Raw genomic sequence first — 23712 nt, forward strand, 5'->3', positions numbered from 1 at the left:
TTTTCGTTATTTTTATAAAAAACATTAAAGGGGGAGTAAATATTGAGACCAATCTTATTTGAAATTTTAGGTATACCTATATATGGATATGGAACTATGATAGCAATAGGTATAATATCAGCTGTACTGCTGCTTAACAAAAGAGCTAAAAAAATAGGTTATGATGAAGACAGTATACTTAATATGGCGATATTAGCGGTTATTTTAGGAATAATTGGAGGGAAACTTTTATATATAATTACAGATTTAAAAAATATTATAAATAATCCTTCATTATTAAAGGATTTTGGTAACGGATTTGTGGTATATGGATCTATAATTGGAGGAGCTATTGGTGTATACATTTATTGTAAAAGAAAGAACTGGGACTTTATAAAGATATTTGATCTTGCAATTCCAAGTGTTTCACTAGCTCAAGGCTTTGGGAGAATAGGATGTTTTTTGGCTGGATGTTGTTATGGAAAGCAGACTACTTGTTTTTTAGGAGTTAAATTTAAAGAAGGATCATTAGGTCCTACTGATGTATATGTACTTCCTACACAAATTTTTTCATCTGTTTTTGATTTTTTACTTGCATTTTTTTTACTTTGGTATAGTAAAAAACAAAGAAAAGATGGAAGAGTATTTTCTTTATATTTAATAATATATGGTATAGGAAGATTTCTTATAGAATTTATAAGAGATGATCCAAGAGGAAGTATATGGATATTTTCAACCTCTCAATTTATTAGTTTATTTATAATTTTATTAGGTATCTTAATTTATAATTTTGACAGCATAAAAATAAAGTTTTTTAATAAAAACGATATATAAAAACAAGGAGAGAAATAAACTTGATTAAGATAAAAAAAATACTTAGTTTAATTTTAGTAATTTTTTTAACTACAATGTTTTATGGATGTGATAAGGTTGATAATATTAAAGTTAAATTAGGTATGAAAAATAATGATTTTGAATATATAAAACAAGGTAAAATTAAAAAAATAATAATTCAAAATACAAGAGATCCTGGATTTAGGTTTGTTGTTACAGACCCAAAGGCTATTTTAGAGCTTTATGATATACTATCACAAGCTAAACCAGTAGAAAACAAATCTGCTTTAGAGCCTGATTATGTATTTCAAATGGAAGAAGGAAGAAATAAAGTATATAAATTTAATTATATAGCAGGTATAGATAAAAAAGATACAGGGAATCTTTATAGTGAGGATAAAATTTATAGTGTATCTAAAAGAATTGATAATGATATAATTAAAAATTTTTGGAATATTAGAAAGCCTAGAGAATTTAATAAAATTTATTATGGAACTATTCTAGATCAGGTTATTAAATTTTCTAATGAAAAAGCACAAGGTAAGTCAATTGGTATAAATATATATAGTGATGTAGAAGCTGCAAAATTTATACTTTCAATGGATTTAGAAAAATTTAAAAATGATTTAGAAGCTAAAACAGATAATGTTGAACTTATGAGCTCTCCTAAATCGGGAGAAACTTCTAAAGAATACGATATTATAATGAGTGTAAAAACAGTAGGATATAAAACAAATCTATATAAGTGTGAAATTACATTTTGGGATAAAAAAGAGCAGAAGGAAGAAAAATATTATATCCAAGTAGCAGATGAACATAATGATGGAAGATGGAATACAAAAGTATATACTTCTGAAAATAAGCCCAATACTTTCTAATATTAAAAAGGCGTATTTCAAGTTAAATTTACTGAAAACGCCTTTTTTAATTATGTATAATTTATTAAATAAATATTAAATTTAAAAATTTTTATAGAAAAATAAATATTTAATTTGTAAAATAAAATAATTAAAACAAATTAACTTTTTAAATAAACAATATGGAGGAATATTTTTATGAAGAAAAAGATTACAATTTCGATTGTGATAATATTTATTGTAGGAGGGATATTATATTTAAATTTATCTAAAAAGAACGAACAAAATTTTGTAAGTGTTAAAACGAGTGTTGTAGAACAGGGAGAAATAAAATCCTATCTTTCAACTACTGCTACTATAAAATCAAAAAATAGTAAAGATTATTACCCACTTCAAGGAAAAGTAAAAAAAGTAAACGTTAAATTAGGGGATAAAGTTACTAAAGGACAAGTCCTCGTAGAATATGAAACTCAAGACTTAAATTCTGCTGTTAAACAAGCACAAATTCAATACGACAATGCTGTATTGTCTAAAAAAATATTAACAAATAATAATAATGATATTAAAAATAAGATAGCTGATTTAAATAAACAAATAGCTGATTTAGATAATAAGATAGCTGAATTAGATAAGCAGATAAAAAACATACAAGAAAGTGGAAGTCCTCAAGATAAGGCATTGCTTTTGGATAGTAAAAATCCACAAAATCCTATTGTTATAAAACAAAATGTTGAATCTTCAAAGGCACAGTTAAAAGCAACTAAAGATTCATTAAAACCTATATCAGATGAACAATTTAAACAGGCAGATAATTCTATAGAACTTGCTAAAGTTGCATTAGATAGTGCAAAGCAAAATCTTTCAAAAGTTCAAGATAAGATAATATCAGATATAGATGGAGTAGTAACTTCTTTAAATATTACAGAAGGAACTTCTTCTATTGCAAGTGCTCAGCCTGCAATAACTATCCAAGATGTAGAAAATTTAAAAGCCGTAATGTATGTTGGTAAATATGATGCTGGAAAAATTAAAGAGGGACAGGAAGCTATAATAAAAAGTGGAGATAAAGAATATAAAGGCAAAGTTTCTTTTATAGATCCAACTGCTAAGAAAACAGTTTCTGCAACAGGTACAGATACTTCTCTTGGGGTAGATATAGATATTTTAGATAAAGCTCAGGAATTAAAAATAGATTTTGATGTAGATGTAGATATACTCTTAGGTCAAGTAGATAATGCTCTTAAAATTCCTGCAGAAAGCATTAAAACAACTAAAGAAGATAAAACTTTTGTATATGTTATAGAAGGAGATAAAGCTGTAGAAAAGGAAGTTAAATTAGGACTTCAATCTGATATGGAAGTTCAAGTTTTAGAAGGACTAAATAAAGGCGAAAAGGTAATATTAAATCCTTCTGAAACAATAAAAAATGGAACTCTTGTTAAGGAATCTTCAGGAGATGATAAATAATGTTAGAAATAAAAGATGTAGTTAAACGATATGTAACAGGCGAAATAAATTTTACTGCCTTAAAAGGTATTAATCTTAAAATTGAAAAAGGAGAATTTACATCTATAATGGGGCCTTCAGGCTCAGGTAAATCTACAATGATGAATATTTTAGGATGCCTTGATAGAATGGATAGCGGTACTTATATTTTAAATGGGCAAAATGTATCTAATTTAACAGATAAAGAATTAGCTTATATAAGAAATAAAGAAATAGGATTTGTGTTTCAAGCATTTAATTTACTACCTAGAATGACTATACTTGAAAATGTAGAACTTCCTATGGTTTATGCAGGAGTACCAAAAAAAGAAAGAAGAGAAAAAGCTCTTTTAGCTCTTGATAAAGTTGGACTTAGCGATAGAATAAAACATAAACCTAATGAAATATCTGGAGGACAAAAGCAAAGGGTAGCTATTGCAAGAGCTATTGTAAATAGCCCTGCTGTAATAATGGCAGATGAACCTACTGGTAATTTAGATACAAAATCTTCAGTTGAAATAATGAAGATTTTTCAAGATTTAAACAATGAAGGAGCAACTATCATAATGGTTACACATGAACCAGATATAGCTCAACATACAAAGAGAATTGTAAGATTTAGAGATGGTGAAATTGTTGATGATTATGAAGTTAAAGATAGGATAATTTTGTAAGGAGGTTTTGCATTTGAATACTTTATCAAACTTATTAGAAAATTTTAAAATGGCAATAGAAAGTATAATATCTAATAAAATGCGCTCCTTCCTTACTATGCTTGGTATAATAATAGGAATAAGTTCTGTTATAACTATAGTATCTTTAGGACAGGGCGGTCAAAATACAATAACAGGAGAATTTGAAAAAATAGGCTCTTCTACAATAAATGTTTCTGTTGATACTACTAAAGCTGAAAGAAGCGACTATATTACATATAAAGATGTAGAACAGATTAAAGAAAAAGTAGACACAATTAAATATATAAGTCCAGTAGTATCAAAAATGGGTGTATCAATATCAGAAAAAAAGACTAAAAGGGCGAATATAACAGGGGCAAATACAGATTTTTTCCCAATACAAAATGTTGAAATAATATATGGCAGACCTTTTAATGAAAGAGAATATGAAGAAGGAAGAGCAGTTATAGTTATAGATGAATATTCAGCAAGAGAACTTTTTGGTTATACTGATGTTGTTGGAAAAAGCATAAAAATAGGTAATAAAATATCTCCTTCAAAAGCTACCATTATAGGTGTATATAAACTGGATATGGGAGGATTTTCTTTTGATACAAGTCAAATGCCTTCTCTTATATATGCTCCAATAACTTTTGTAGGAAATATATATCCTGATGAATTTTTAATTGATAAACTTACATTTATGGCAATAAACAAAGATAGCGGTGATGCAGCAGGAAATGGAGTAAAAAATGTATTAGAAAGCAGACATAATAATAGAGGACAGGATAAATATAAAGTTGAAAATGCTCTTAAACAATTAGACCAGGTAAATAAAGTTTTAGGAATTTTTACAGCTTTTATAGGAGCTGTTGCAGCTATATCTCTTTTAGTAGGAGGTATAGGAGTTATGAATATAATGCTTGTATCTGTAACAGAAAGAACAAGAGAAATAGGAATAAGAAAGGCTATAGGAGCTACAACGAATGCAATACTTTTACAGTTTTTAACTGAATCAGTAATAATATCAGTAATAGGTGGAATAATTGGGATGATATCTGGCATAACAGGAGCCTATATAATTGGTAAATTTGCTAATATAACTCCATCACTTTCCATAGGTGTTATAATAGGAGCAATTGTATTTTCTTCAGCAGTTGGTATTTTCTTTGGAATATATCCGGCAAGAAAAGCTGCTAATTTAGATCCTATAGATGCACTAAGATATGAATAAAATTTGTTTTAAATCACAAAATTATTTAATATGTTGTGTTATAATACTTTAGGAAAATAAAATATGATAATTAATAAAATATTAATTTGATTAAAAAACAAGGAGGAAAGTTATGAGCAAATGTGATAGCTGTGCAAGCAAAGGAAAGTGCGAAAATAATGAAAAATCTTGTTCAATGATTGTACCTAATTATGGAAATATAAAAAATATAATAGGAGTTATGAGCGGTAAAGGTGGAGTAGGAAAATCTACTGTAACAGGTATATTAGCTGCAAAACTTAGAAATCTTGGATATAAGGTTGGAGTTTTAGATGGAGATATTACAGGTCCTTCTATGCCAAGATTTTTTGGAATAAACAAAAAAAGAGCAAGAATTCTTTCAGGCAGAACTGAAGAAGAACCTATATTTGTACCAGTAGAAACTAATACAGGTATTAAAGTAATATCATTAAATTTACTTACAGAAGATGAAGAACAGCCTGTTATTTGGAGAGGACCTGTTTTAACTGGAGCATTAACTCAAATGTATAGAGATACACAGTGGGGAGATCTTGATTATCTTTTAATAGATATGCCTCCAGGCACAGGAGATTTAGCTTTAACTGTAATGCAAAATATTCCTTTAAATGGCGTAATTATAACAGCTACTCCTCAGGACATGGTAACTATGATAGTTAAGAAAGTAGTAATTATGGCAGAAAAACTTAATATTAAAGTTTATGGGGTAGTTGAAAATATGTCTTATATAAAATGTAATAATTGTGGTGAAAAACTTCAAGTATTTAGTAAAAAATCTGCTTCAGAACAAGCTAAAGAACTTGGTATACCTTTAATTGCAGAACTTCCTATAAATTTAGATTTAGCAGAAAAAATGGAGTCTGGAGAAGTAGAGGATTTTATAAATAGAACTTTAGAATATGATGATATACTTACAAATTTTATGAAACTTAGTTAAAAACAAATTTTCAGTATTATTTAAAAATTAAAATGAAAATATGCTAAATTAGCGTCATAAAGTTTTGTAATAATTAGTTTTGTTTAGGGAAAAATAAAACTGAAATATATAACTCATAATGCAAAGGAAGTTTAAGGAGGTTTACTATGAGAGCTTATGTAGATAAAGAAAGTTGTATATCTTGTGAACTTTGTCCATCATTATGCCCAGATGTATTTAAAATGGAGGATGATGGTAAAGCTGGAGCTATTACAGGTGAAATACCAGAAGATGCAGTTGAGGCTGCACAAGAAGCTGAACAATCCTGTCCTGTAAATGCAATTTCAATTTCTTAATTATTATTTATTTAAAAAGTTATATAACTTAATAAAATAAAAAACTAGCCATTAACTTAATTTTAAAGCATAATGACTAGTTTTTTTATAAATTTTATTATGTTATTGATAAGAAAGCCTCATGCTATTGCGGCCAGTTTGCTTCAATAAATATGTTTAATTTAATATGTTTAATTAGATAAACTTGTTTTTTCTAATATTTTATATATTTGCTTAATAGGTAAAAATGCTAATACTATTATACATAGAATACCTTCAGGACCTATATAACTTAGGTTGTACCAAAAAGAGTAAGCTGCAGCAGATTGTCCAGGTTCAGCATAGCTTCCATAAAAGATAATACCAGATATAAAGTGAAACAAAAATCTAATAAATAATGCTAAAATAACCCCTAAAATAGTTTGAATTTTATTTTTATCTTTAAAATATCCTGCAATTCCAAGAGCAGAAAAAGCTAAAGGATAATCAAAAAGTACCTGAATAGGGTGCATTATATATGGACCAAGTAAAAAGTCTAATATGCCAAAAAGTAAACCTGTTAAAATACCAATTTCAGGACCATAAAATAATGCAATTAAAAAAATAGGCACCATACTTCCTAGAGAAACGCTTCCTCCATTTGGCATTTGATAAAATTTAATCATTTTTAAAACTGTACCTAAAGCAAGGGCCACACCTATATGAGTAATAATTTTTGTATTAAGTTTAACTTTTCTTAATTTAATAAAAAGGAAACTTAAAAGTACAATAGCAATCAAAGAAAAAATAGCTAATGGATGTTTTGGAGCATCTGCAAAGCCTTCTTTAATACTTTTTAGATCTATACCTTTAAAATTTAAGGTAAAGCCTTTAAAAAAAACTGATAATAAAATATTGTTTAACATAAAATCCCTCCATCTTAATTGTGCTAAGAGGTAAAAAAACCGCATTCCTAGCATTGGAATACGGTTTTAATCTTCTCAAAATCGCTTTCCTACGCTGGTATTATCCAGATCAGGTATAAGGGTTAATGAAATAATTCATTTCTCAGCCAATAGGCACCCCTAGCACAAATATTTAATTTATAATTATTATATTAAAATTTAAAAAAAATTACAACCTAAAATTAAAATAATATATTTGGCATTTTATGATTTGACATATTAATAGTATTTATTGATACATTTATTTTACTTCCAGGTTTAATATTATAAGGCACATGAGATAAACCTATACAGGCATTAGTACCATCTTCTAAAGCTATATAAGCTTCTGAAGTATATATATCTATAACAACAGCGTGCATTAACTAATCTTCCTTCCTGTTTTTTATAGTTTTATCTATGTCATGGCCATTAGTTAAATTATATTTAGTAAAATCTATTCCTTCACCAACAGGTCCTTTACGTTTATGTGCCATAGGAATTTTACCTACAATTCCTTTTGAGCTTTTTCCAGTACTCATATTATCAACTCCTGTTTTTTTATTTTATGATTATATTCTTTGAACAATTAAATTATATTATTCAGTAAAATAAAAACATAAAATCAAATAATTTTTAAATTTATAAAAAATATAAATTACTAATTAGCTGATTAAAATATTAAATATATTTTTTTACTTGTTTAAATTATATAAATTATTAAAATTTAATAATCTGAAAATAAATTCCACTATATAATGAGCAGTATGTTTATTATTGATTTACTTCCACATACAGTGATCAATTTTGAGAAAAAATGATTTTATGGGATAATCATATAAATTAATATAGAAGAACAGCGATTAAATTAAAAAAAGATGAGCTCTGTTTAATACAGAAATCATCTTTTAAATTTAATATAATATTTTTATTAATGTATTTGGCAAAGGGTATATTTAATTATTATTTAATTAACATTTCAAATAAAATACTAATTAAAATACTACATTAAATAGTAAAGCAGCACTTATTCCCCCTAATATTGGAGCTACAACCGGAATCCATGAATAACCCCAATCAGAGTCTCCTTTACCAGCTATAGGAAGTATTGCATGAGCTATACGTGGTCCTAAATCTCTTGCAGGATTAATGGCATAACCTGTAGTTGCTCCAAGAGATGTACCAATAACCAATATTAAAAGTCCAACTCCTAAAGTTCCAAGTCCAGGAGCCATATTAACTGTTCCAAGACCTAATATTCCAAATACAAGTATAAAAGTAGCTATAAATTCTGATATAAAATTTGCACCTGTATTTTTTATAGCTGGTGCTGTACAGAATACTCCAAGTTTTATAGATTTATCTTCTGTTTCAGCCCAGTGGGGCAAATATTGAATCCAAACAATTACTGCTCCTAAAAATGCCCCTAAAAGTTGTGCAATTATATATAATGGGACTTCTTCCCAAGGAAATTTTCCTATAGATGCAAGTGCTATAGTAAGGGCAGGATTAAAGTGAGCTCCGCTTATTCCTCCAAATATCCAGGCTGGAATGGCTACTGCAATGCCCCAGGCAATAGTAATTAAAAGCCATCCTCCTCCTTGTGCTTTAGTTTTGTTTAAACATACTGCAGCAACAACACCGTTACCAAGGATTATAAGAATCATAGTACCTAATAATTCAGCAATAAAATGAGACATTTAAAATTACCCCCAGATTAATTTTTAAAATTTTACTAAAAATTTATTTAGCCCAGCCCAATGATCTATTAACAGCTTCATGCCAGCCTTTTAACAATTCATTCTTTTTATCAATATCAATATTAGGATTAAAGCTTCTTGAAATTGCCCAATTTTTAGATATTTCATTTTTATCTTTCCAATACCCTACAGCAAGCCCTGCTAAGTATGCTGCACCTAATGCAGTGGTTTCTATAACTTCAGGTCTATCAACTTGAACACCTAATATATCTGATTGAAACTGCATTAAGAAATTATTAGCACAGGCTCCGCCATCAACTTTTAAAGCTTCAAGTTTAATTCCAGAATCTTCTTCCATAGCTTTTAATACATCATATGTTTGATAAGCTAATGATTCAAGAGTTGCTCTTATTAAATGTTCTTTTTTAGCACCTCTTGTAAGGCCTACTATAGTACCTCGAGCATATTGATCCCAATATGGGGCACCAAGTCCTACAAAAGCGGGAACAACATAGACTCCATTAGTATCTTCAACAGAAGATGCAAATTCTTCTGAATCAGAAGCCTTATCTATCATTTTTAGTTCGTCTCTTAACCATTGAACAGCAGCACCAGCTATAAATATACTTCCTTCAAGAGCGTATTCGACTTTTCCATCAGCACCCCAAGCTATAGTAGTTAAAAGTCCGTTTTTTGAATTAACGGCTTTCTCTCCAGTATTCATAAGTAAGAAACATCCTGTCCCATAAGTATTTTTAGCTGTTCCTGCTTTATAGCATGTTTGTCCAAATAAAGCAGCTTGCTGATCTCCTGCAGCTCCAGCTATAGGGATTTTTCCACCTAAAAGAGATTGATCTGTATATCCATATATACAGCTTGATGGTTTAGCTTCTGGAAGCATTGAATAAGGTATATTTAATCTGTCAAGTATTTCTTTATCCCATTGCAATGTATGAATATTAAACATCATAGTTCTAGATGCATTTGAGTAATCGGTTACATGAACTTTGCCTTTAGTGAAGTTCCATATAAGCCATGTATCTATATTCCCAAATAATAAGTTGCCCTTTTCTGCTTCTTCTCTTGCTCCAGGTACGTTATCAAGTATCCATTTAATTTTTGTTGCAGAAAAATATGCATCAACTATAAGGCCGGTTTTTTCTTTAATAATTTTATCAAATCCTTCAGATTTAAGTTCATCACAAAAGTCAGAAGTTCTTCTGCACTGCCAAACTATGGCATTATAAATAGGTATTCCAGTATGTTTATTCCAAACAACTGTGGTTTCTCTTTGATTTGTTATACCTATGGCAGCTATATCAGAAGATGAAACTTTAAGCTTTTGCATAGCTTCAACGGCAACGCTGACTTGGGTTGACCAAATTTCCATTGGATCATGTTCAACCCATCCAGCTTTTGGATAAATTTGGGTAAATTCTTTTTGAGCTACACTTTCAATTAATCCTTTTTCATTAAAAATAATACATCTTGAACTAGTTGTTCCTTGATCTAATGCCATTACATATTTGCACATAATTAAAAAACCTCCATGCTATTTAATTTCCCAAAGTTCTAAAGAAGATGTTGATACAGCTACGGCACCTGAACTAAGTGCTTCTATAGCATCTTTTTTATTTTTTATAAGACCTCCTGCTATTATAGGCTGAGTAATTTTCTTTTGTAAAGAAGATATAGCCTTGTTAGCTACACCAGGAAGTACTTCTACAGCATCTGGGGAAAACATATGAATATTTTTGATGCTTGTTTCAAAGGAAAGTGAGTCGAGCATAAATATCCTTTGAATAGTTGCCATTCCTAACTGTGAAGCGTGTTTTAATATTATACCTTTAGTAGATATAATTCCATAAGGATTAATACTTTCTTTTATAAACTCTACAGCTTTTTGATCAGATTTAAGTCCTTCAAGCATATCAAGATGAATAAATATAATTTTATTATTTTCATTTAAAGTATTGCATATATTTTTTATATCTAAAATGTTTCCGTAAAGTACAAAAACTATTTTTGCATTACTTTTGCATATTAAATTTAAATCTTTATCGCATCTTATAGCACCTATTACAGGATTATCTTCTAGCATTTCTCTAAAATTTTGCAAAATTAGCATCACCTCCTTAATCCTCTTTATATATTTTATGATAACAAATTTTTACTTACAACTATTTTTATTAAAAATAAATTTTAACAATTTAATTTATCAACATTCTTTGTGGCTATAACATTAACGTTTGTATTTAAAATATTTTTAAATATAATATCTCCAATACGAATAGGGGCATTTACAGTAATATCTTTAAGCAATTTTATACATTCAAAAATTTTATCTTTTGGAATATCAGTTTCTGTTTTTACAGAAACTGTAGGATAAACTCCTCCATTTACTTTGACTGTAGTAGTAACAATTCTTCTTGGATTTGTACATTCCTTTATAGCATAATTTTCTCCTATTTTACATGAATTTCCTGTTACTTTTATATTATTATTGTCGTAAATTTCAACAAGTAAATTGCAGCCCATAGGACACCCAATGCATATTAAATCTCTTTTTTCCATACAAACTACTCCTTTCAGTTCTAAATAAAGTGCATATAAAATCAGTTTTTAATAGTATTTTCTATTTTAAAAGTGATAGTTTTAACATTAGGATATTTTAAGAACATATCTTTTGTAAGTTTTATTTCTTCCATTTCTCCAGGAGTAAATATTTTTTTCTTTTTATTAATTACTTTAATTTCATCAAAATAAACAGCTACAGAAGAGTTCTTAAATACATCACTGACTCTAAATCTTACAGTAATATTATTTTCTATTGCATTTGGAGATATAAATTGAGGAACAGTATATCTAACTCCATCTATTGCATTTAAAGGTATTTTTTTATCATTTTTAAGCAATCCTTTTATATACAAACTGGCATTTGTTCCTGCATTATAACTTTCTAAAGTAACATTATCAACCAAATCATGTACATGTAATACATTCCCACAGGCAAATATGCCTTCAATATTTGTTTGAAGAAAATTATCTACTATAGCTCCACCTGTAACTGGAGATAAATCTACTTTAACTTTTCTTGAAAGTTCATTTTCTGGAAGAAGTCCAACAGAAAGAAGTAAAGTATCACAAGGAATATATTCTTCAGTTTCTTTTATAGGTTTTCTTTTATCATCTACCTTTGCTATTGTTACTCCAGAAAGTCTATCTTTTCCATGTATTTTAACTATTGTATGGCTAAGTTTTAAAGGTATATTATAATCGTCAAGACATTGAACTATATTTCTCTTTAATCCGCTAGAATATGGCAGAAGTTCAAGTACAGCTTTAACATGGGCTCCTTCAAGACTCATTCTTCTTGCCATAATAAGTCCTATATCTCCAGAACCTAATATTACTACTTCTTTTCCTGGCATATAACCTTTTATATTTACAAATTTTTGCGCTGAACCTGCTGTCATAATTCCAGAACATCTTGTACCAGGTATAGTCAAAGCCCCACGAGGTCTTTCTCTACATCCCATAGCAAGAATTATTGATTTTGCTTTTATTTCTAATAGACCTTCAAAGGGATTAATTGCATATACTGTTTTATCTTGTGATATATCAAACACCATTGTATCTAATTTATAATCTATAGATAAATTTTTAACTTTATCAATAAACCTTTGAGCATACTCAGGACCTGTAAGCTCTTCTTTAAATGTATGAAGTCCAAAACCATTATGAATACATTGATTAAGTATTCCTCCAAGTTCGGCTTCTCTATCTATAATAAGAATACTTTCAATACCGTTTTCTTTTGCAGCTATTGCTGCTCCAAGGCCTGCAGGCCCTCCACCTACAATTACTAAGTCATAATTCATAGCCGTTCCTCCTCGTATAATATCTTTTATAGTCAGCTAAATATTTTCTTTATTTATTCCTATTAATATATTAGAATTTCTGCCAAATTTAGTAATATCAGTGATAGGAATATTAAGCTCTGTTTGCAAAAGTTCTACAATTCTTGATATACAAAAACCTGATTGACATCTTCCAGCACCAGCTCTAGTTCTTCTTTTAACTCCATCAAGGCTTTTAGCTCCTAAAGGTCTTTTTATGGAGTCTAGTATTTCACCTTCAGTAACATATTCACATCTGCAAACTATTCTTCCATATTCAGGCCTTTCCTTTATAATTTTCTTTTTATCTTCAAGAGATAATTCATTAAATCTAATTATTCCTTTTCGTTTTGGATTAAAATTTTTATTTACAGTTGCTTTAAGTTTATCAGCTGCTAATTGAGCTACTATTTGTCCAATTAACGGAGAACATGTTAACCCAGGAGATTCAATACCTGCAGCATTTATAAAATTTGGTACATCTAAAGATTCGCCAATTATAAAATCATCATTATCGCTTCTTGCTCTTAATCCGCTAAAGGAAGTTATTATACTTCCTAAAGGAATTTGTTTTATACTTAAAGAAGCCTTTTTTACTATTTCATCTAAGCCTTCTTTAGTAGTGCTTAAATCTTCTTTATCATCTATATCTACAGCATTAGGGCCTATAAGCAGATTACCATCAACGGTAGGGGTTACTAAAACTCCTTTCCCAAGATTTGTTGGAAGCTGAAATAATGTTCTATTGGTTAAATTTCCAACATATTTATCAAATAAATTATATTCTCCTTTTCTTGGAATTATAGTAAATTTATTTTTGCTTATCATATTATTTATTTTATCAGCATAAACTCCTGCAGCATTTATAATAATTTTGCTTTTTATAACTTCATGTTTAGTTTTAATTTCAAATTCATCATTTATCTTATTTATAGTTAATACCTCTGAATTAAATTTAAATTCTACTCCATTCATATTAGCATTTTCTGCCATAGCAATAGTTAAATTAAAAGGACAAACTATTCCTCCTGTAGGGGCATAAAGTGCTGCAACAACTTTATCTGTTATATTAGGCTCCATTTTTCTAGCTTCGTTTCCAGTAATGATTTTTAGATTTGGTACACCGTTTTTTTCTCCTCGTTCTTTAAGTTCATAAAGTTTATACATATCTTTTTCATCAAAACAAAGTACAAGGGATCCGTTTCTTTTAAAAGGAAAATCTAATTCTTCAGCTAGTTTATCAAACATAAGATTGGCTTTGGCATTAAGCTTACCTTTAAGTGTTTCTGGAATTGCATCAAATCCAGCATGAATGATAGCACTATTTGCTTTACTTGTGCCAGAACACACATCTTCTTCTTTTTCAATAACTAATGTTTTTAGATTAAACTTTGAAAGTTCTCTTGCTATTGAGCAGCCTATTACACCTGCACCTATAATGACAACATCATACATATTATTCACCCCAACTTAATTAGTGTAAAAAGACAAAAAGAACCCTAGGACCACTTCACAGCGTACCTAAGGTTCTCAAAATCTCAACCTTAAATTTTATTCTTTTATTTAATTATATACTATTTTTAATATAATTTAAAATATCAAAAGAATAGTAATATTAAATACTTATCAGATAATCTTTAATTTTCTTTAATATTCTTAATCATTCTTTAATTTCCATAAAATATCCAAAATATTAATTTGTAAATTTATATTATATTAATTTTTATTATTTTCTATAATTTTTATATAAATTTTTCTATTGCGGGGACCATCAAATTCACAGAAGTAAATTCCCTGCCAAGTTCCAAGTTTTAAACTTCCGTTTTCAATTATTATGCTTTCTGAAGCTCCTAATAAAGAAGCTTTTATATGTGCATGAGAATTCCCTTCAAAATGTTTATGACTACTTTTTTTAGGGAATACTTCACTTAAATCTGATAATATATCAAATACTACATTAGGATCTGTATTTTCATTTATTGTTACGGCAGCTGTTGTATGAGGAATGAATATTACAGCAATTCCATCTTTTACATTGCTTTTTATTACTTCGTTTTTTACAATATTTGTGATATCTATGAATTCTTGAGATTTTGTTGTTCTTATTTTATGTTCCATTTTTATCACTCCTAACTTTATTAAATTATAAACATCTCATTAGAAAATTATACCATAAAAAATTATAATCTTTATAGAATATTATAATTTTTCATAGGATTTCATTGTATACCTATACATAATTTGTTGATAAAATGTAATCGTAAACAAAATATAATAAACAAGGGGGATTTAAGGATGAAAAAAAATTTGAAGAAATTAGTTGCTATTGCATTAACTTTAACAGCAGGAATTACTACATTCACAGGATGCAGTTCTAAAAATGCAGACAGCAATAAATCCAATAATAGTTCTTCATCAGGCACTGTAACTATTACTTATGCAATTTGGGACAAGAATCAGGAACCAGGAATGAGAGCTATAGCTGATGCTTTTGAAGCTAAAAATCCAAATATAAAAGTTAAAGTAGAAGTAACACCTTGGGATCAGTATTGGACAAAACTAGATGCTGCTGCATCAGGCGGAGCTATGCCAGATGTATTTTGGATGCATTCAAATAATTTTGTAAAATATGCCTCAGGAAATCAATTATTAGATTTAAGCGACAAAATCAAAAATAGTAAAGATATTAATATGGATAATTTCCCCAAAGGACTTGTAGATTTATATACATTAGATGGAAAAAATTATGCTATTCCAAAGGACTACGATACAATAGCTCTTTGGTATAACAAAACTATGTTTGATGAAAAGAAAATTCCTTATCCAGATGAAACTTGGGATTGGAATAAGCTTTTAGAAGCAGCTCAAAAATTAACTGACTCATCTAAAGGAGTTTATGGATTTTTAGCTCCAGCAGATGCACAACAAGGATACTATAATTTTATTCATCAAAATGGCGGATATATAATTTCAGAAGATAAGAAAAAATCAGGATATTCTTTACCAGAATCTAAAGAAGCAATACAATGGCTTGTTGATTTAAGCCAAAAGTATAAAGTATCTCCAACTCAAGATAAGTTTGCAGATACTAGTTTTACTCAATACTTTGAGTCAGGAAAAGCTGCTATGGGATTATTTGGTTCATGGATGGTAAGTGAATTTAAAGCAAATGATTATGTTAGACAAAATTGTGATGTAGCTGTAATTCCACATGAAAAACAAAAGGCTACTATATACAATGGACTTGGAAATGCTGCTTATGCTAAAACTAAATATCCAGAACAAGTATGGAAGTTCTTAGAATTTTTAGGAACTAAAGAAGCTAATACAATTCAGGCTGAAAAGGGTGCAGCAATACCAGCATTTAAAGGAACAGAACAACCTTGGATAGATTTTTCAAAAGAATTTAATTTAAAAGTTTATCCAGAAATGTTAGATTATGCTGTAATTATGGCTAATTCAAAAACAAGAAATAAATGGCAAGAATATGAAACAGATATATTAAAGAAAGTATGGATGAAAGAACTTACAGTTGAAGATGGATGTAATCAACTTGCAAAGCAGATTGATGAACTTTTAGCAACTGAAAAATAGTTTGATTAATTGATAGCAATTAGTAGAGGTATCTGCTGGTTGCTATCGTATTATAAAAAATAAGATATTAGTAAGTTTTTTTACTAAAAATGTAAGGGGATGGGAAGATGAAAGCACAGGTTAATAATAATACTTCAGTACCTATATATAAAACACCTAAATTAAGCAAAAAAGATTTAAAAGATTATGGATGGGCTTATATTATGATTGCCCCTACAATAATAGGACTTATAATATTAAATATATGGCCCATAATTCAAACCTTTTGGTTAAGCTTAAATAAAACTGGAGATTTTGGAAGTAATCAATTTGTTGGATTAGATAATTATAAACAATTATTTCATGATAAAGTTGTAATACAAGCAACTATGAATACTTTTAAATATGCAATAATAGCAGTTCCTGTAGGAATAATTTTATCTTTAATAATAGCCGTACTTTTAAATTCTCATATTAAAGGGAAATCAATATACCGTACAATTTATTTTTTACCTATGGTATCAGCTCCAGCAGCCATAGCTATGGTTTGGAGATGGATGTATAATAGTGAATTTGGACTTTTTAATTATATACTTTCTATATTTAAAATAAAAGGCCCTAATTGGCTTACAGATCCTAAATTAGCGCTTATTTCAATTATAATTGTTGGTATTTGGAGTAATTTAGGCTACAACATGGTTATACTTCTTGCAGGCCTTCAAGAAATACCAGGAACTTTTTATGAAGCAGCAGAAATTGATGGTGCAAGCCCAATTCGCCAGTTTTTTTCAATTACACTTCCTTTAGTATCACCAACTATGTTTTTTGTTGTGATTACTACTGTTATAAGTTCACTACAGGTTTTTGATCATATATTTATGATGATTGATAAAGGAAATATAGCTTTAGAAAAAACTCAATCTTTAGTATATCTATTTTACAAATATTCATTTGTTATGAATGATAAAGGATATGGATCAACTATAGTAATATTTTTACTTGCAATAATTATGGTTATTACAGTAATTCAGCTTTATTTCCAAAAGAAATGGGTTCATTATCAATAAAAATTGGAGGTGTAATTAATGAGTGTAAAGTCTAAGAAAAACAATTTTATTATACACATAATACTTATAATTGGTTCTGTAGCAATGCTTCTTCCTTTTTTGTGGATGATTTTAACTTCTTTAAAAACTCTTACAGAATCAACTACAATACCACCAACTATTTTTCCCAAAAGTATGAAGTGGAGTAATTATAAAGATGTATGGAATTTATTACCTTTCCCTAAATTTTATATAAATACTATATTAATGCTTATAGGAAGAATAGCAGGTTCATTATTTTTTAGCGCTATGGCTGCCTATGCTTTTGCTAGAATCAACTTTCCAGGAAGAAATCTACTATTTATGATAGTACTTATTCAAATGATGGTTCCCGGACAAATATTTATAATTCCTCAGTATCTTTTAGTTTCAAAATTAGGATGGTTAAATACAGTTAAAGCATTAATAGTCCCTGGAGTAGTAAGTGCATTTGGTACATTTTTACTTAGACAATTTTTCCTTGGTATACCAAATGAATTAGAAGAAGCTGCAATATTAGATGGCTGTAATAGATGGCAGATATTTTATAAAATAATGCTTCCTCTTACAAAGTCTGGATTAGTAGCTCTTGGAATATTTACTTCATTATTTGCGTGGAAAGATTTAATGTGGCCTTTAATAGTAAATATGTCAATAGATAAAATGCCATTATCTTCTGGACTTGCATCACTTCAAGGTCAATATTCAACTAATTTCCCTCAGCTTATGGCAGGTTCTATGATAGCTATATGGCCTATGCTTTTAATATTTATAATATTTCAGAAACAATTTATTGAAGGTATTGCAACAACTGGATCAAAAAATTAATAAAACAATACTTAGCTGTGCTTTAGATAAAATTACTTTCTAAAACACAGCTTTTAAGGTTTATATTAGAACAATATAAAATATATGATAAAATATTATAAGATACTTTAATATTTATATAAATTTAAAAGCAATATTTGATTATATATGAAAAGAGAGGCTTTAAAATGTTGAAAAAAAGTTATAAAAATATGATTTTAATATTTTCTATTTTATGCATAACTCTTACAGCATGTAAAAATAATACTTCAAATTTAAAAAAATCAAATTCAGAAGAAGAATTTTTGGAATATTCAATATTTTTTGGTATATCAATGCAAGTAACTAATGCTATAGATAACCCTAATGATGTTGTTACAAAATATATTGAAGAAAAGTTTAAAATCAGAGTAAAAGAAGTGCTTCAGCCTAGTAATCAAATATCTGCAAAAGAAAAGCTTAATATGTTTATTGCTGCTAACGATATGCCAGATGTTCTTGTAGCAGCTCAAGATACAGCTGATTATGCTGTGTCAACCGGAAGATATAAAGATCTTACAGAATATATAAAAGATATGAAAAATTATAATAAATATTTCCCGCAAGATATGTGGTATAGATATATGAATAATGATAGAAAGTATCAAATACCTATGATAAAAATTACTCCTTTTGATAAAAATTTTAAAGATGATCCTTTAAATTTACCATATATGCATTCTCTTTGGGTAAGAGAGGATATACTCAAAAAGCTAGGTTATAAATTTACTCCTCTTGATGAAATTGCAAAGGAATATATGGATAAAGGTAAAAAACCACCGCTTAGTGCTTATAATATTGAACCTCCCATAGATACTCCTGAAAAATTTATGAATTTTTTAAGAAAAGTAAAAGAGCTTAATATTAAAGAAGGTAAAGAAGATGTAATTCCATTTTCAAGTATGGGATGGAGTAGTTTTCATTTGGGTGCAATGTTTGATTATGGGCATTGGAGAGTAGATTCAAAAGGTGATGTATCTGGTTTTCTTGGGACTAAAGAAGCAAAAGAATATATGAAAATGCTTTGGAATATGTACAGAGAAGGACTTTTAGATAAATCTTTTTTATTGCAAAGTGAAGAGCAAATGCAGCAAAAGATTTCCTCAGGTAAAGTTTGTGCAGGTATAACTATTCCTGACATAAATAGTGCGGCTAATTTATTAGAAAAGATAAATCCTGAGTATAAAATACGATTTATACCTCTTCCTAAAAAACATACTGATTTGGGGTTTTATGATATAATACAGCCTGGATTTTATAGATTTCTTATAAGTAAAGATTTTAAAGATATTAAAAGGCTTACACAGTATTTCGATTGGTTTTATTCTGATGAAGGTTTGGATATTTTAACTTGGGGCCCTGAAAGTTCAGGACTTTGGGAAAATAAAGATGGTAAAAAAACATTTAAAAATAAAGAAATTGCAAATTCTCTTATAAATGGTACAAAAGATGGAGAGAAAGGACCTGAATATTATGGCCTTTGGGCTCCCTCTGGAAATTCTTCAGAATTAACTTTTTTTACATCAAAAGCTGCAGTATGTGCACCTGTGTTTTCAGATTTTAATCCTCTTGACAGCAGAAAAAATTATCCTATTAAATTAGATAAATATATGGCAAATAGACAAGTTGCAATTGGAGGATATGATACAAAAGGTATAGCAGCTTATGGTGATGGAGGGATAAACGTTTCTAATAATTCCATATATTTTTGGGGGAATTTTCAAAATAATGGTATAGCTAAAATATTGAGTTCCAAAAACGAATTAGAATTTGAGAAAAATTGGAAAGAACAATATGATTTATTTATTAAAGAAGGCAAATATAATGAGGCAAAAGAAGATATGAAAAAGTGGTTTCAAAAGAATAAGAGGTGAATATATATATGTTTAATTTATTAATAGTAGATGATTTTGAAATAGATAGATTAAATATTAAAGAAATGCTTCAGAGCATTGAAGGACTTAATATAAATATTGTTGGTGAATGTGATAATGGAGTAAATGCCTTAGAATTTTTAAAAGAAAATAAAGTTGATATTATATTAAGTGATATTGAAATGCCTTTTATGAACGGACTTGAACTTGCTAAAAATATTAATATAAAATATCCTAATATAAAAATTATATTTTGCTCATTATATGATGAATTTGAGTATGCAAGGAAAGCTTTGTTTTTAAATACCTATGGATATATATTAAAACCTCTTGATAAAACTGAAATTGAAAAAGCTTTAAAAAATGCAATTAACGATATAACTAACGAAACTGACTTTAAAAAAGAATATGAAGAATTAAAGAAAATAATTGAAAGCAGTAAACCTCAGCTTGCTGATAACTTAATAAGAGAAATTATTAGTGGAAGTATATTAGACTATAAAGACTTGTGGGATAAAGTACAGTACTTAGGATTAAATATTAAAAAAGGTTTTTATTGTGTTAATTTTGTAGAAATAGATGATTATGAAAATATTATAGGAAACAAAACTATAGAACAAAAACAAATTTTCACAATAAAAGTTTATGAAAAACTCAAAGAAATTTCTAAAGATTTTGGAGAATTTCCTGTTATAAGACTTGATGACTCTCATTTTTTATATCTAATAAGTGAAGAAAAAAAGGATGATTTATGTAAAATTTCAGAAATGCTCTCAGCAAAAATTATAGAAGAATTTAATTTATCTGATATAAGTGTTACTGTTTCTAAAAGCAGTATATGTGAAAAACTTAAAGAAATTAAAAATTTATATGAGCAATGTATTTATACAATGAGGTATAAATTTACTCTTGGAAAAGGGAAAGTTTTAGAACCTGAAGACATTCCAAACGGCGTATTTAGTAAAGATATAGATATGAATAAAATGGCAAAGGATATAAAATTTCTGCTTAATTCTGGTGAGGAAGAAGATATTATTAAATTTGTTGATAATATTATAAAACAAAATAATAATGAAGATTTAGAAAAATATGTTAGAAATCTCTGCTTTTCTGTAATAACTTGTGTAATATTTGTACTTAATGAAAATAATGAAAATTTAAATATAATATTTAAAGATGAAAAAATAATATGGGATAAATTATCCAAATTTGAAACTATTTTTGAAGCTAAAAGCTGGATTTTAGAAATTCTTACTACTGTTAATAAATATTTGAAAAACAAGGCAAGTAGTAAATACAAAATTATTGTTGAAGAAATAAAAAAATATATAGATTTAAATTACACAAAAGGAATAACAATTGATAATATTGCAGATTTTCTCCATTATAGTCCTAATTATTTAAGTTATATTTTTAAGCAGGAAACTAATGAAACTATAACAGATTATATAACAAATTTAAAGATAGAAAAGGCAAAGGAGATGCTTTTAGATATACGAAATAAAATTTATAACATATCAGAAACTTTAGGTTTTAGCAATACAGCGTATTTTTGCAGTGTATTTAAAAAATATACATCTTTAACACCAAAGGAATATAGAGAAAGGTATAAATCATGAAAATAAGAAATGCTAAAAATATAATAATAAATTATATTAATAATACAACAATAATAAAAAAATTAATAATATCATTTTCTATATTAATTGTTTTAACTACGCTGCTTATAGGGTTAACATCAACTTATTTTTCAAGAAAGTATCTTATAGAAAGTGAAAAAAATAACATTAAGCAAAGCATGGAGCAATTAAATAATAGTTTAGATTATTTTTTTGAAATATATATGGATAGAGTTAACTTAGTTTTTATGAGTGATGAGCTGCAAAAGATAATGGATACTCAAGTTACTAATATAGGTATAGCGGCAGATATAAATAAAAAAATACAACTTTTATGCAGCTATATTGAAAATGATAACAAATATCCTGAAATAAAAAATTCTTATTATTATGGAGGTAATATATTATATAAATTATATTTGGATAATAACACCATAAATGCTTTTGGAGGTGATACTAAACCTTTAAGCATAATAAAAAATGAAAAATGGTATAAAGAATTTGAATCAGAAACAAGAGCTTTTAAATGGCAATCTGGTGAAAAAATAAATGGCGTTTCATATATTTCATTAAGTAGAAGACTTATACATTTTGAAGATTCCAAAACTAAAGGACTTATTAAAGTTTATATTCCTGTTAATAGAATAAAAGGTGTAATTACTTCAAATGTTAGAAGTAAATTTCATAAGATTTACTATGTAGATGACAGTTATAATAAAATAATTTCAGTAGGTAATGAAGAATTAAATGAAGTTAATTATATTGAAAGCTTAAAAAATAAAAATCTTCCTGAAGGTATAAATACAACATCTATAAACGGGAATAAATTTTTAGTAGGTTCTTTAAAATCCAGTAGTACTGGATGGAGAATATTATATTTAGTACCTTTTTATGAAATAACTAAAAAAACTCAATCCATGCTTATTATAACTGCAATTTCAACTTTAATTGCTTTAACATTATGTATTTTTATTGCTTATATAATATCTAATATATTTAATAAAAGAATAAAAACTCTTGTAAAGAAAGCCAATATGATAGGTGAACATAATTTAAATACAGGAATAAGTCTTGAAGGAAATGATGAGCTTGGACAACTAGATAAACATTTTGATAATATGGTTAAAAGATTAAATGATTTAATAGAAGAGGAATATAAGTCAGAAATAATGATAAACAAAGTAAAGCTTGAACTTCTTCAAGAGCAAATTAATCCTCATTTGCTTTACAATACTCTTGCTATGGTAAGCTATACAGCTAAAAAAGAAGGGAAAATGGAAATAGTAGATATAGCAGAGAATCTTTCTAATTTTTATAAAGGCATATTAAGTAGAGGTAAAACTATATCAAGTTTTAAAGAAGAATTAGACATGGTTAAAAGATATATTGATTTAATGAGGTATGTATATAATATAGAAATTGACGCTATATTTGAGGTAGAAGAAGAAATTTATGAATTTTATACACTTAAACTTTTACTTCAGCCAATAGTAGAAAATGCTGTGGTGCACGGAATAAAACCTAAAAAAAGCGGAATTATTGTTATAAGCATTTATACTGAAGATGATAAAGTAAAAGTTGTAGTTTCAGATGACGGAATAGGAATAAAAAAAGATATAGCAGATATGTTTAACACCATTACATCTTATAAAGATATTGATAAAGGCTATGGTCTTAGTAATATAATAAAAAGAATTAAGCTGTTTTTTGGGGATAAATATGGTATAAAAGTTGTTAGTAAATTAAATGAAGGAACTAATATTATAATTAATGTACCTATTATTAAAAAAGGAGATATAGATAATATTGGAATAAATATGGGGTTATTGAAAAATAGAAATTAATTTGCAATTAAAGCTAT

Annotated in this window: 23 protein-coding genes and 1 riboswitch; of the genes, 13 read left to right on the forward strand and 10 right to left on the reverse strand. The window is 27.8% G+C overall.

Annotated elements, in window-relative coordinates; all coding sequences use genetic code 11:
- The first annotated feature begins 42 nt into the window (after window positions 1-42).
- The 7 genes from EGD97_RS04570 to EGD97_RS04600 all read left to right on the forward strand — a co-directional run bounded on the left by EGD97_RS04570 (window position 43) and on the right by EGD97_RS04600 (window position 6353).
- Window positions 43-813 carry a prolipoprotein diacylglyceryl transferase gene (locus EGD97_RS04570; protein ID WP_078682283.1) on the forward strand — a complete coding sequence of 257 codons (771 nt, stop codon included), beginning with the start codon at window positions 43-45 and terminating at the stop codon, window positions 811-813.
- Window positions 814-833: 20 nt separating this feature from the next.
- Window positions 834-1691: a hypothetical protein gene (locus EGD97_RS04575; protein WP_078682284.1), complete on the forward strand. Its 858-nt coding sequence runs from the start codon at window positions 834-836 to the stop codon at window positions 1689-1691.
- 177 nt (window positions 1692-1868) lie between these two features.
- Window positions 1869-3137, forward strand: a complete 1269-nt coding sequence (locus EGD97_RS04580; protein ID WP_078682285.1) for an efflux RND transporter periplasmic adaptor subunit — start codon at window positions 1869-1871, stop codon at window positions 3135-3137.
- Window positions 3137-3829 (forward strand): ABC transporter ATP-binding protein, encoded by a 693-nt coding sequence (locus EGD97_RS04585; protein WP_078682286.1) that lies wholly within the window; start codon window positions 3137-3139, stop codon window positions 3827-3829. The genes EGD97_RS04580 and EGD97_RS04585 overlap by 1 nt, the downstream gene beginning before the upstream one ends.
- 49 nt (window positions 3830-3878) lie before the next feature.
- The gene (locus EGD97_RS04590) at window positions 3879-5063 is read left to right on the forward strand and encodes an ABC transporter permease (RefSeq protein WP_078682352.1); all 1185 of its coding nucleotides are present in this window, start codon (window positions 3879-3881) and stop codon (window positions 5061-5063) included.
- Window positions 5064-5175: 112 nt separating this feature from the next.
- Entirely contained in the window at window positions 5176-6018 is an 843-nt protein-coding gene (locus EGD97_RS04595; RefSeq protein WP_078682287.1) for an Mrp/NBP35 family ATP-binding protein, read from the forward strand.
- A gap of 146 nt (window positions 6019-6164) precedes the next feature.
- Window positions 6165-6353, forward strand: coding sequence for a ferredoxin (locus EGD97_RS04600; protein ID WP_078682288.1), 189 nt, complete (start codon window positions 6165-6167; stop codon window positions 6351-6353).
- A gap of 170 nt (window positions 6354-6523) precedes the next feature.
- Here the strand turns inward: EGD97_RS04600 and thiT are convergent, their stop codons facing one another.
- The 10 genes from thiT to EGD97_RS04645 all read right to left on the reverse strand — a co-directional run bounded on the left by thiT (window position 6524) and on the right by EGD97_RS04645 (window position 14972).
- Complete coding sequence (gene thiT, locus EGD97_RS04605; RefSeq protein ID WP_127836582.1) at window positions 6524-7237, reverse strand: energy-coupled thiamine transporter ThiT; 714 nt, start codon at window positions 7235-7237, stop codon at window positions 6524-6526.
- Between the two features lie 69 nt (window positions 7238-7306).
- A riboswitch (TPP riboswitch) is annotated at window positions 7307-7408 on the reverse strand.
- Between the two features lie 50 nt (window positions 7409-7458).
- A complete protein-coding gene (locus EGD97_RS04610) occupies window positions 7459-7638 on the reverse strand; it encodes a hypothetical protein (protein ID WP_078682290.1) in 180 nt (59 codons plus the stop codon).
- Between the two features lie 3 nt (window positions 7639-7641).
- Complete coding sequence (locus EGD97_RS12355) at window positions 7642-7797, reverse strand: hypothetical protein (RefSeq protein ID WP_164850158.1); 156 nt, start codon at window positions 7795-7797, stop codon at window positions 7642-7644.
- Between the two features lie 453 nt (window positions 7798-8250).
- Entirely contained in the window at window positions 8251-8955 is a 705-nt protein-coding gene (locus EGD97_RS04615; RefSeq protein WP_078682291.1) for an MIP/aquaporin family protein, read from the reverse strand.
- Between the two features lie 43 nt (window positions 8956-8998).
- Window positions 8999-10489: a glycerol kinase GlpK gene (gene glpK, locus EGD97_RS04620; RefSeq protein WP_078682292.1), complete on the reverse strand. Its 1491-nt coding sequence runs from the start codon at window positions 10487-10489 to the stop codon at window positions 8999-9001.
- An 18-nt stretch (window positions 10490-10507) separates the two neighbouring features.
- Window positions 10508-11074 (reverse strand): glycerol-3-phosphate responsive antiterminator, encoded by a 567-nt coding sequence (locus EGD97_RS04625; RefSeq protein ID WP_407643124.1) that lies wholly within the window; start codon window positions 11072-11074, stop codon window positions 10508-10510.
- 83 nt (window positions 11075-11157) lie between these two features.
- The gene (locus EGD97_RS04630; protein WP_078682293.1) at window positions 11158-11529 is read right to left on the reverse strand and encodes a DUF1667 domain-containing protein; all 372 of its coding nucleotides are present in this window, start codon (window positions 11527-11529) and stop codon (window positions 11158-11160) included.
- 41 nt (window positions 11530-11570) lie between these two features.
- Entirely contained in the window at window positions 11571-12836 is a 1266-nt protein-coding gene (locus EGD97_RS04635; RefSeq protein WP_078682294.1) for an NAD(P)/FAD-dependent oxidoreductase, read from the reverse strand.
- A gap of 36 nt (window positions 12837-12872) precedes the next feature.
- Window positions 12873-14309 carry an NAD(P)/FAD-dependent oxidoreductase gene (locus EGD97_RS04640; protein ID WP_078682295.1) on the reverse strand — a complete coding sequence of 479 codons (1437 nt, stop codon included), beginning with the start codon at window positions 14307-14309 and terminating at the stop codon, window positions 12873-12875.
- 261 nt (window positions 14310-14570) lie between these two features.
- Window positions 14571-14972 (reverse strand): secondary thiamine-phosphate synthase enzyme YjbQ, encoded by a 402-nt coding sequence (locus EGD97_RS04645; RefSeq protein ID WP_127836583.1) that lies wholly within the window; start codon window positions 14970-14972, stop codon window positions 14571-14573.
- 177 nt (window positions 14973-15149) lie between these two features.
- On the opposite strand from EGD97_RS04645, the gene EGD97_RS04650 reads away from it, so the two are divergent.
- From EGD97_RS04650 to EGD97_RS04675, 6 genes are all read left to right on the forward strand, one after another.
- The gene (locus tag EGD97_RS04650; RefSeq protein ID WP_127836584.1) at window positions 15150-16448 is read left to right on the forward strand and encodes an ABC transporter substrate-binding protein; all 1299 of its coding nucleotides are present in this window, start codon (window positions 15150-15152) and stop codon (window positions 16446-16448) included.
- A 107-nt stretch (window positions 16449-16555) separates the two neighbouring features.
- A complete protein-coding gene (locus EGD97_RS04655; protein ID WP_127836585.1) occupies window positions 16556-17494 on the forward strand; it encodes a carbohydrate ABC transporter permease in 939 nt (312 codons plus the stop codon).
- A gap of 18 nt (window positions 17495-17512) precedes the next feature.
- Window positions 17513-18340: a carbohydrate ABC transporter permease gene (locus EGD97_RS04660; RefSeq protein ID WP_127836586.1), complete on the forward strand. Its 828-nt coding sequence runs from the start codon at window positions 17513-17515 to the stop codon at window positions 18338-18340.
- A 167-nt stretch (window positions 18341-18507) separates the two neighbouring features.
- Window positions 18508-20232 carry a type 2 periplasmic-binding domain-containing protein gene (locus EGD97_RS04665; protein WP_078682300.1) on the forward strand — a complete coding sequence of 575 codons (1725 nt, stop codon included), beginning with the start codon at window positions 18508-18510 and terminating at the stop codon, window positions 20230-20232.
- Between the two features lie 8 nt (window positions 20233-20240).
- Window positions 20241-21851 carry a response regulator transcription factor gene (locus EGD97_RS04670; RefSeq protein ID WP_127836587.1) on the forward strand — a complete coding sequence of 537 codons (1611 nt, stop codon included), beginning with the start codon at window positions 20241-20243 and terminating at the stop codon, window positions 21849-21851.
- Entirely contained in the window at window positions 21848-23695 is a 1848-nt protein-coding gene (locus EGD97_RS04675) for a sensor histidine kinase (RefSeq protein ID WP_127836588.1), read from the forward strand. Before EGD97_RS04670 ends, EGD97_RS04675 begins: the two co-directional genes overlap by 4 nt.
- Window positions 23696-23712: the final 17 nt, after the last annotated feature.

The sequence above is a fragment of the Clostridium prolinivorans genome (genome assembly GCF_004011155.1).
Lineage (GTDB): Bacteria > Bacillota > Clostridia > Clostridiales > Clostridiaceae > Clostridium_AT > Clostridium_AT prolinivorans.

Excerpts from the sequence above, each read along its gene's own strand:
- EGD97_RS04610 (WP_078682290.1), bottom strand. The coding sequence starts at position 7,638 with ATGCACGCTGTTGTTATAGATATATATACTTCAGAAGCTTATATAGCT.
- EGD97_RS04665 (WP_078682300.1), top strand. The coding sequence starts at position 18,508 with ATGTTGAAAAAAAGTTATAAAAATATGATTTTAATATTTTCTATTTTA.
- EGD97_RS04585 (WP_078682286.1), top strand. The coding sequence starts at position 3,137 with ATGTTAGAAATAAAAGATGTAGTTAAACGATATGTAACAGGCGAAATA.
- EGD97_RS04615 (WP_078682291.1), bottom strand. The coding sequence starts at position 8,955 with ATGTCTCATTTTATTGCTGAATTATTAGGTACTATGATTCTTATAATC.
- thiT (WP_127836582.1), bottom strand. The coding sequence starts at position 7,237 with ATGTTAAACAATATTTTATTATCAGTTTTTTTTAAAGGCTTTACCTTA.
- EGD97_RS04595 (WP_078682287.1), top strand. The coding sequence starts at position 5,176 with ATGAGCAAATGTGATAGCTGTGCAAGCAAAGGAAAGTGCGAAAATAAT.
- EGD97_RS04650 (WP_127836584.1), top strand. The coding sequence starts at position 15,150 with ATGAAAAAAAATTTGAAGAAATTAGTTGCTATTGCATTAACTTTAACA.
- EGD97_RS04655 (WP_127836585.1), top strand. The coding sequence starts at position 16,556 with ATGAAAGCACAGGTTAATAATAATACTTCAGTACCTATATATAAAACA.
- glpK (WP_078682292.1), bottom strand. The coding sequence starts at position 10,489 with ATGTGCAAATATGTAATGGCATTAGATCAAGGAACAACTAGTTCAAGA.
- EGD97_RS04590 (WP_078682352.1), top strand. The coding sequence starts at position 3,879 with ATGGCAATAGAAAGTATAATATCTAATAAAATGCGCTCCTTCCTTACT.
- EGD97_RS04645 (WP_127836583.1), bottom strand. The coding sequence starts at position 14,972 with ATGGAACATAAAATAAGAACAACAAAATCTCAAGAATTCATAGATATC.
- EGD97_RS04670 (WP_127836587.1), top strand. The coding sequence starts at position 20,241 with ATGTTTAATTTATTAATAGTAGATGATTTTGAAATAGATAGATTAAAT.
- EGD97_RS04660 (WP_127836586.1), top strand. The coding sequence starts at position 17,513 with ATGAGTGTAAAGTCTAAGAAAAACAATTTTATTATACACATAATACTT.
- EGD97_RS04600 (WP_078682288.1), top strand. The coding sequence starts at position 6,165 with ATGAGAGCTTATGTAGATAAAGAAAGTTGTATATCTTGTGAACTTTGT.
- EGD97_RS04675 (WP_127836588.1), top strand. The coding sequence starts at position 21,848 with ATGAAAATAAGAAATGCTAAAAATATAATAATAAATTATATTAATAAT.
- EGD97_RS04635 (WP_078682294.1), bottom strand. The coding sequence starts at position 12,836 with ATGAATTATGACTTAGTAATTGTAGGTGGAGGGCCTGCAGGCCTTGGA.
- EGD97_RS04640 (WP_078682295.1), bottom strand. The coding sequence starts at position 14,309 with ATGTATGATGTTGTCATTATAGGTGCAGGTGTAATAGGCTGCTCAATA.
- EGD97_RS04630 (WP_078682293.1), bottom strand. The coding sequence starts at position 11,529 with ATGGAAAAAAGAGATTTAATATGCATTGGGTGTCCTATGGGCTGCAAT.
- EGD97_RS12355 (WP_164850158.1), bottom strand. The coding sequence starts at position 7,797 with ATGAGTACTGGAAAAAGCTCAAAAGGAATTGTAGGTAAAATTCCTATG.
- EGD97_RS04580 (WP_078682285.1), top strand. The coding sequence starts at position 1,869 with ATGAAGAAAAAGATTACAATTTCGATTGTGATAATATTTATTGTAGGA.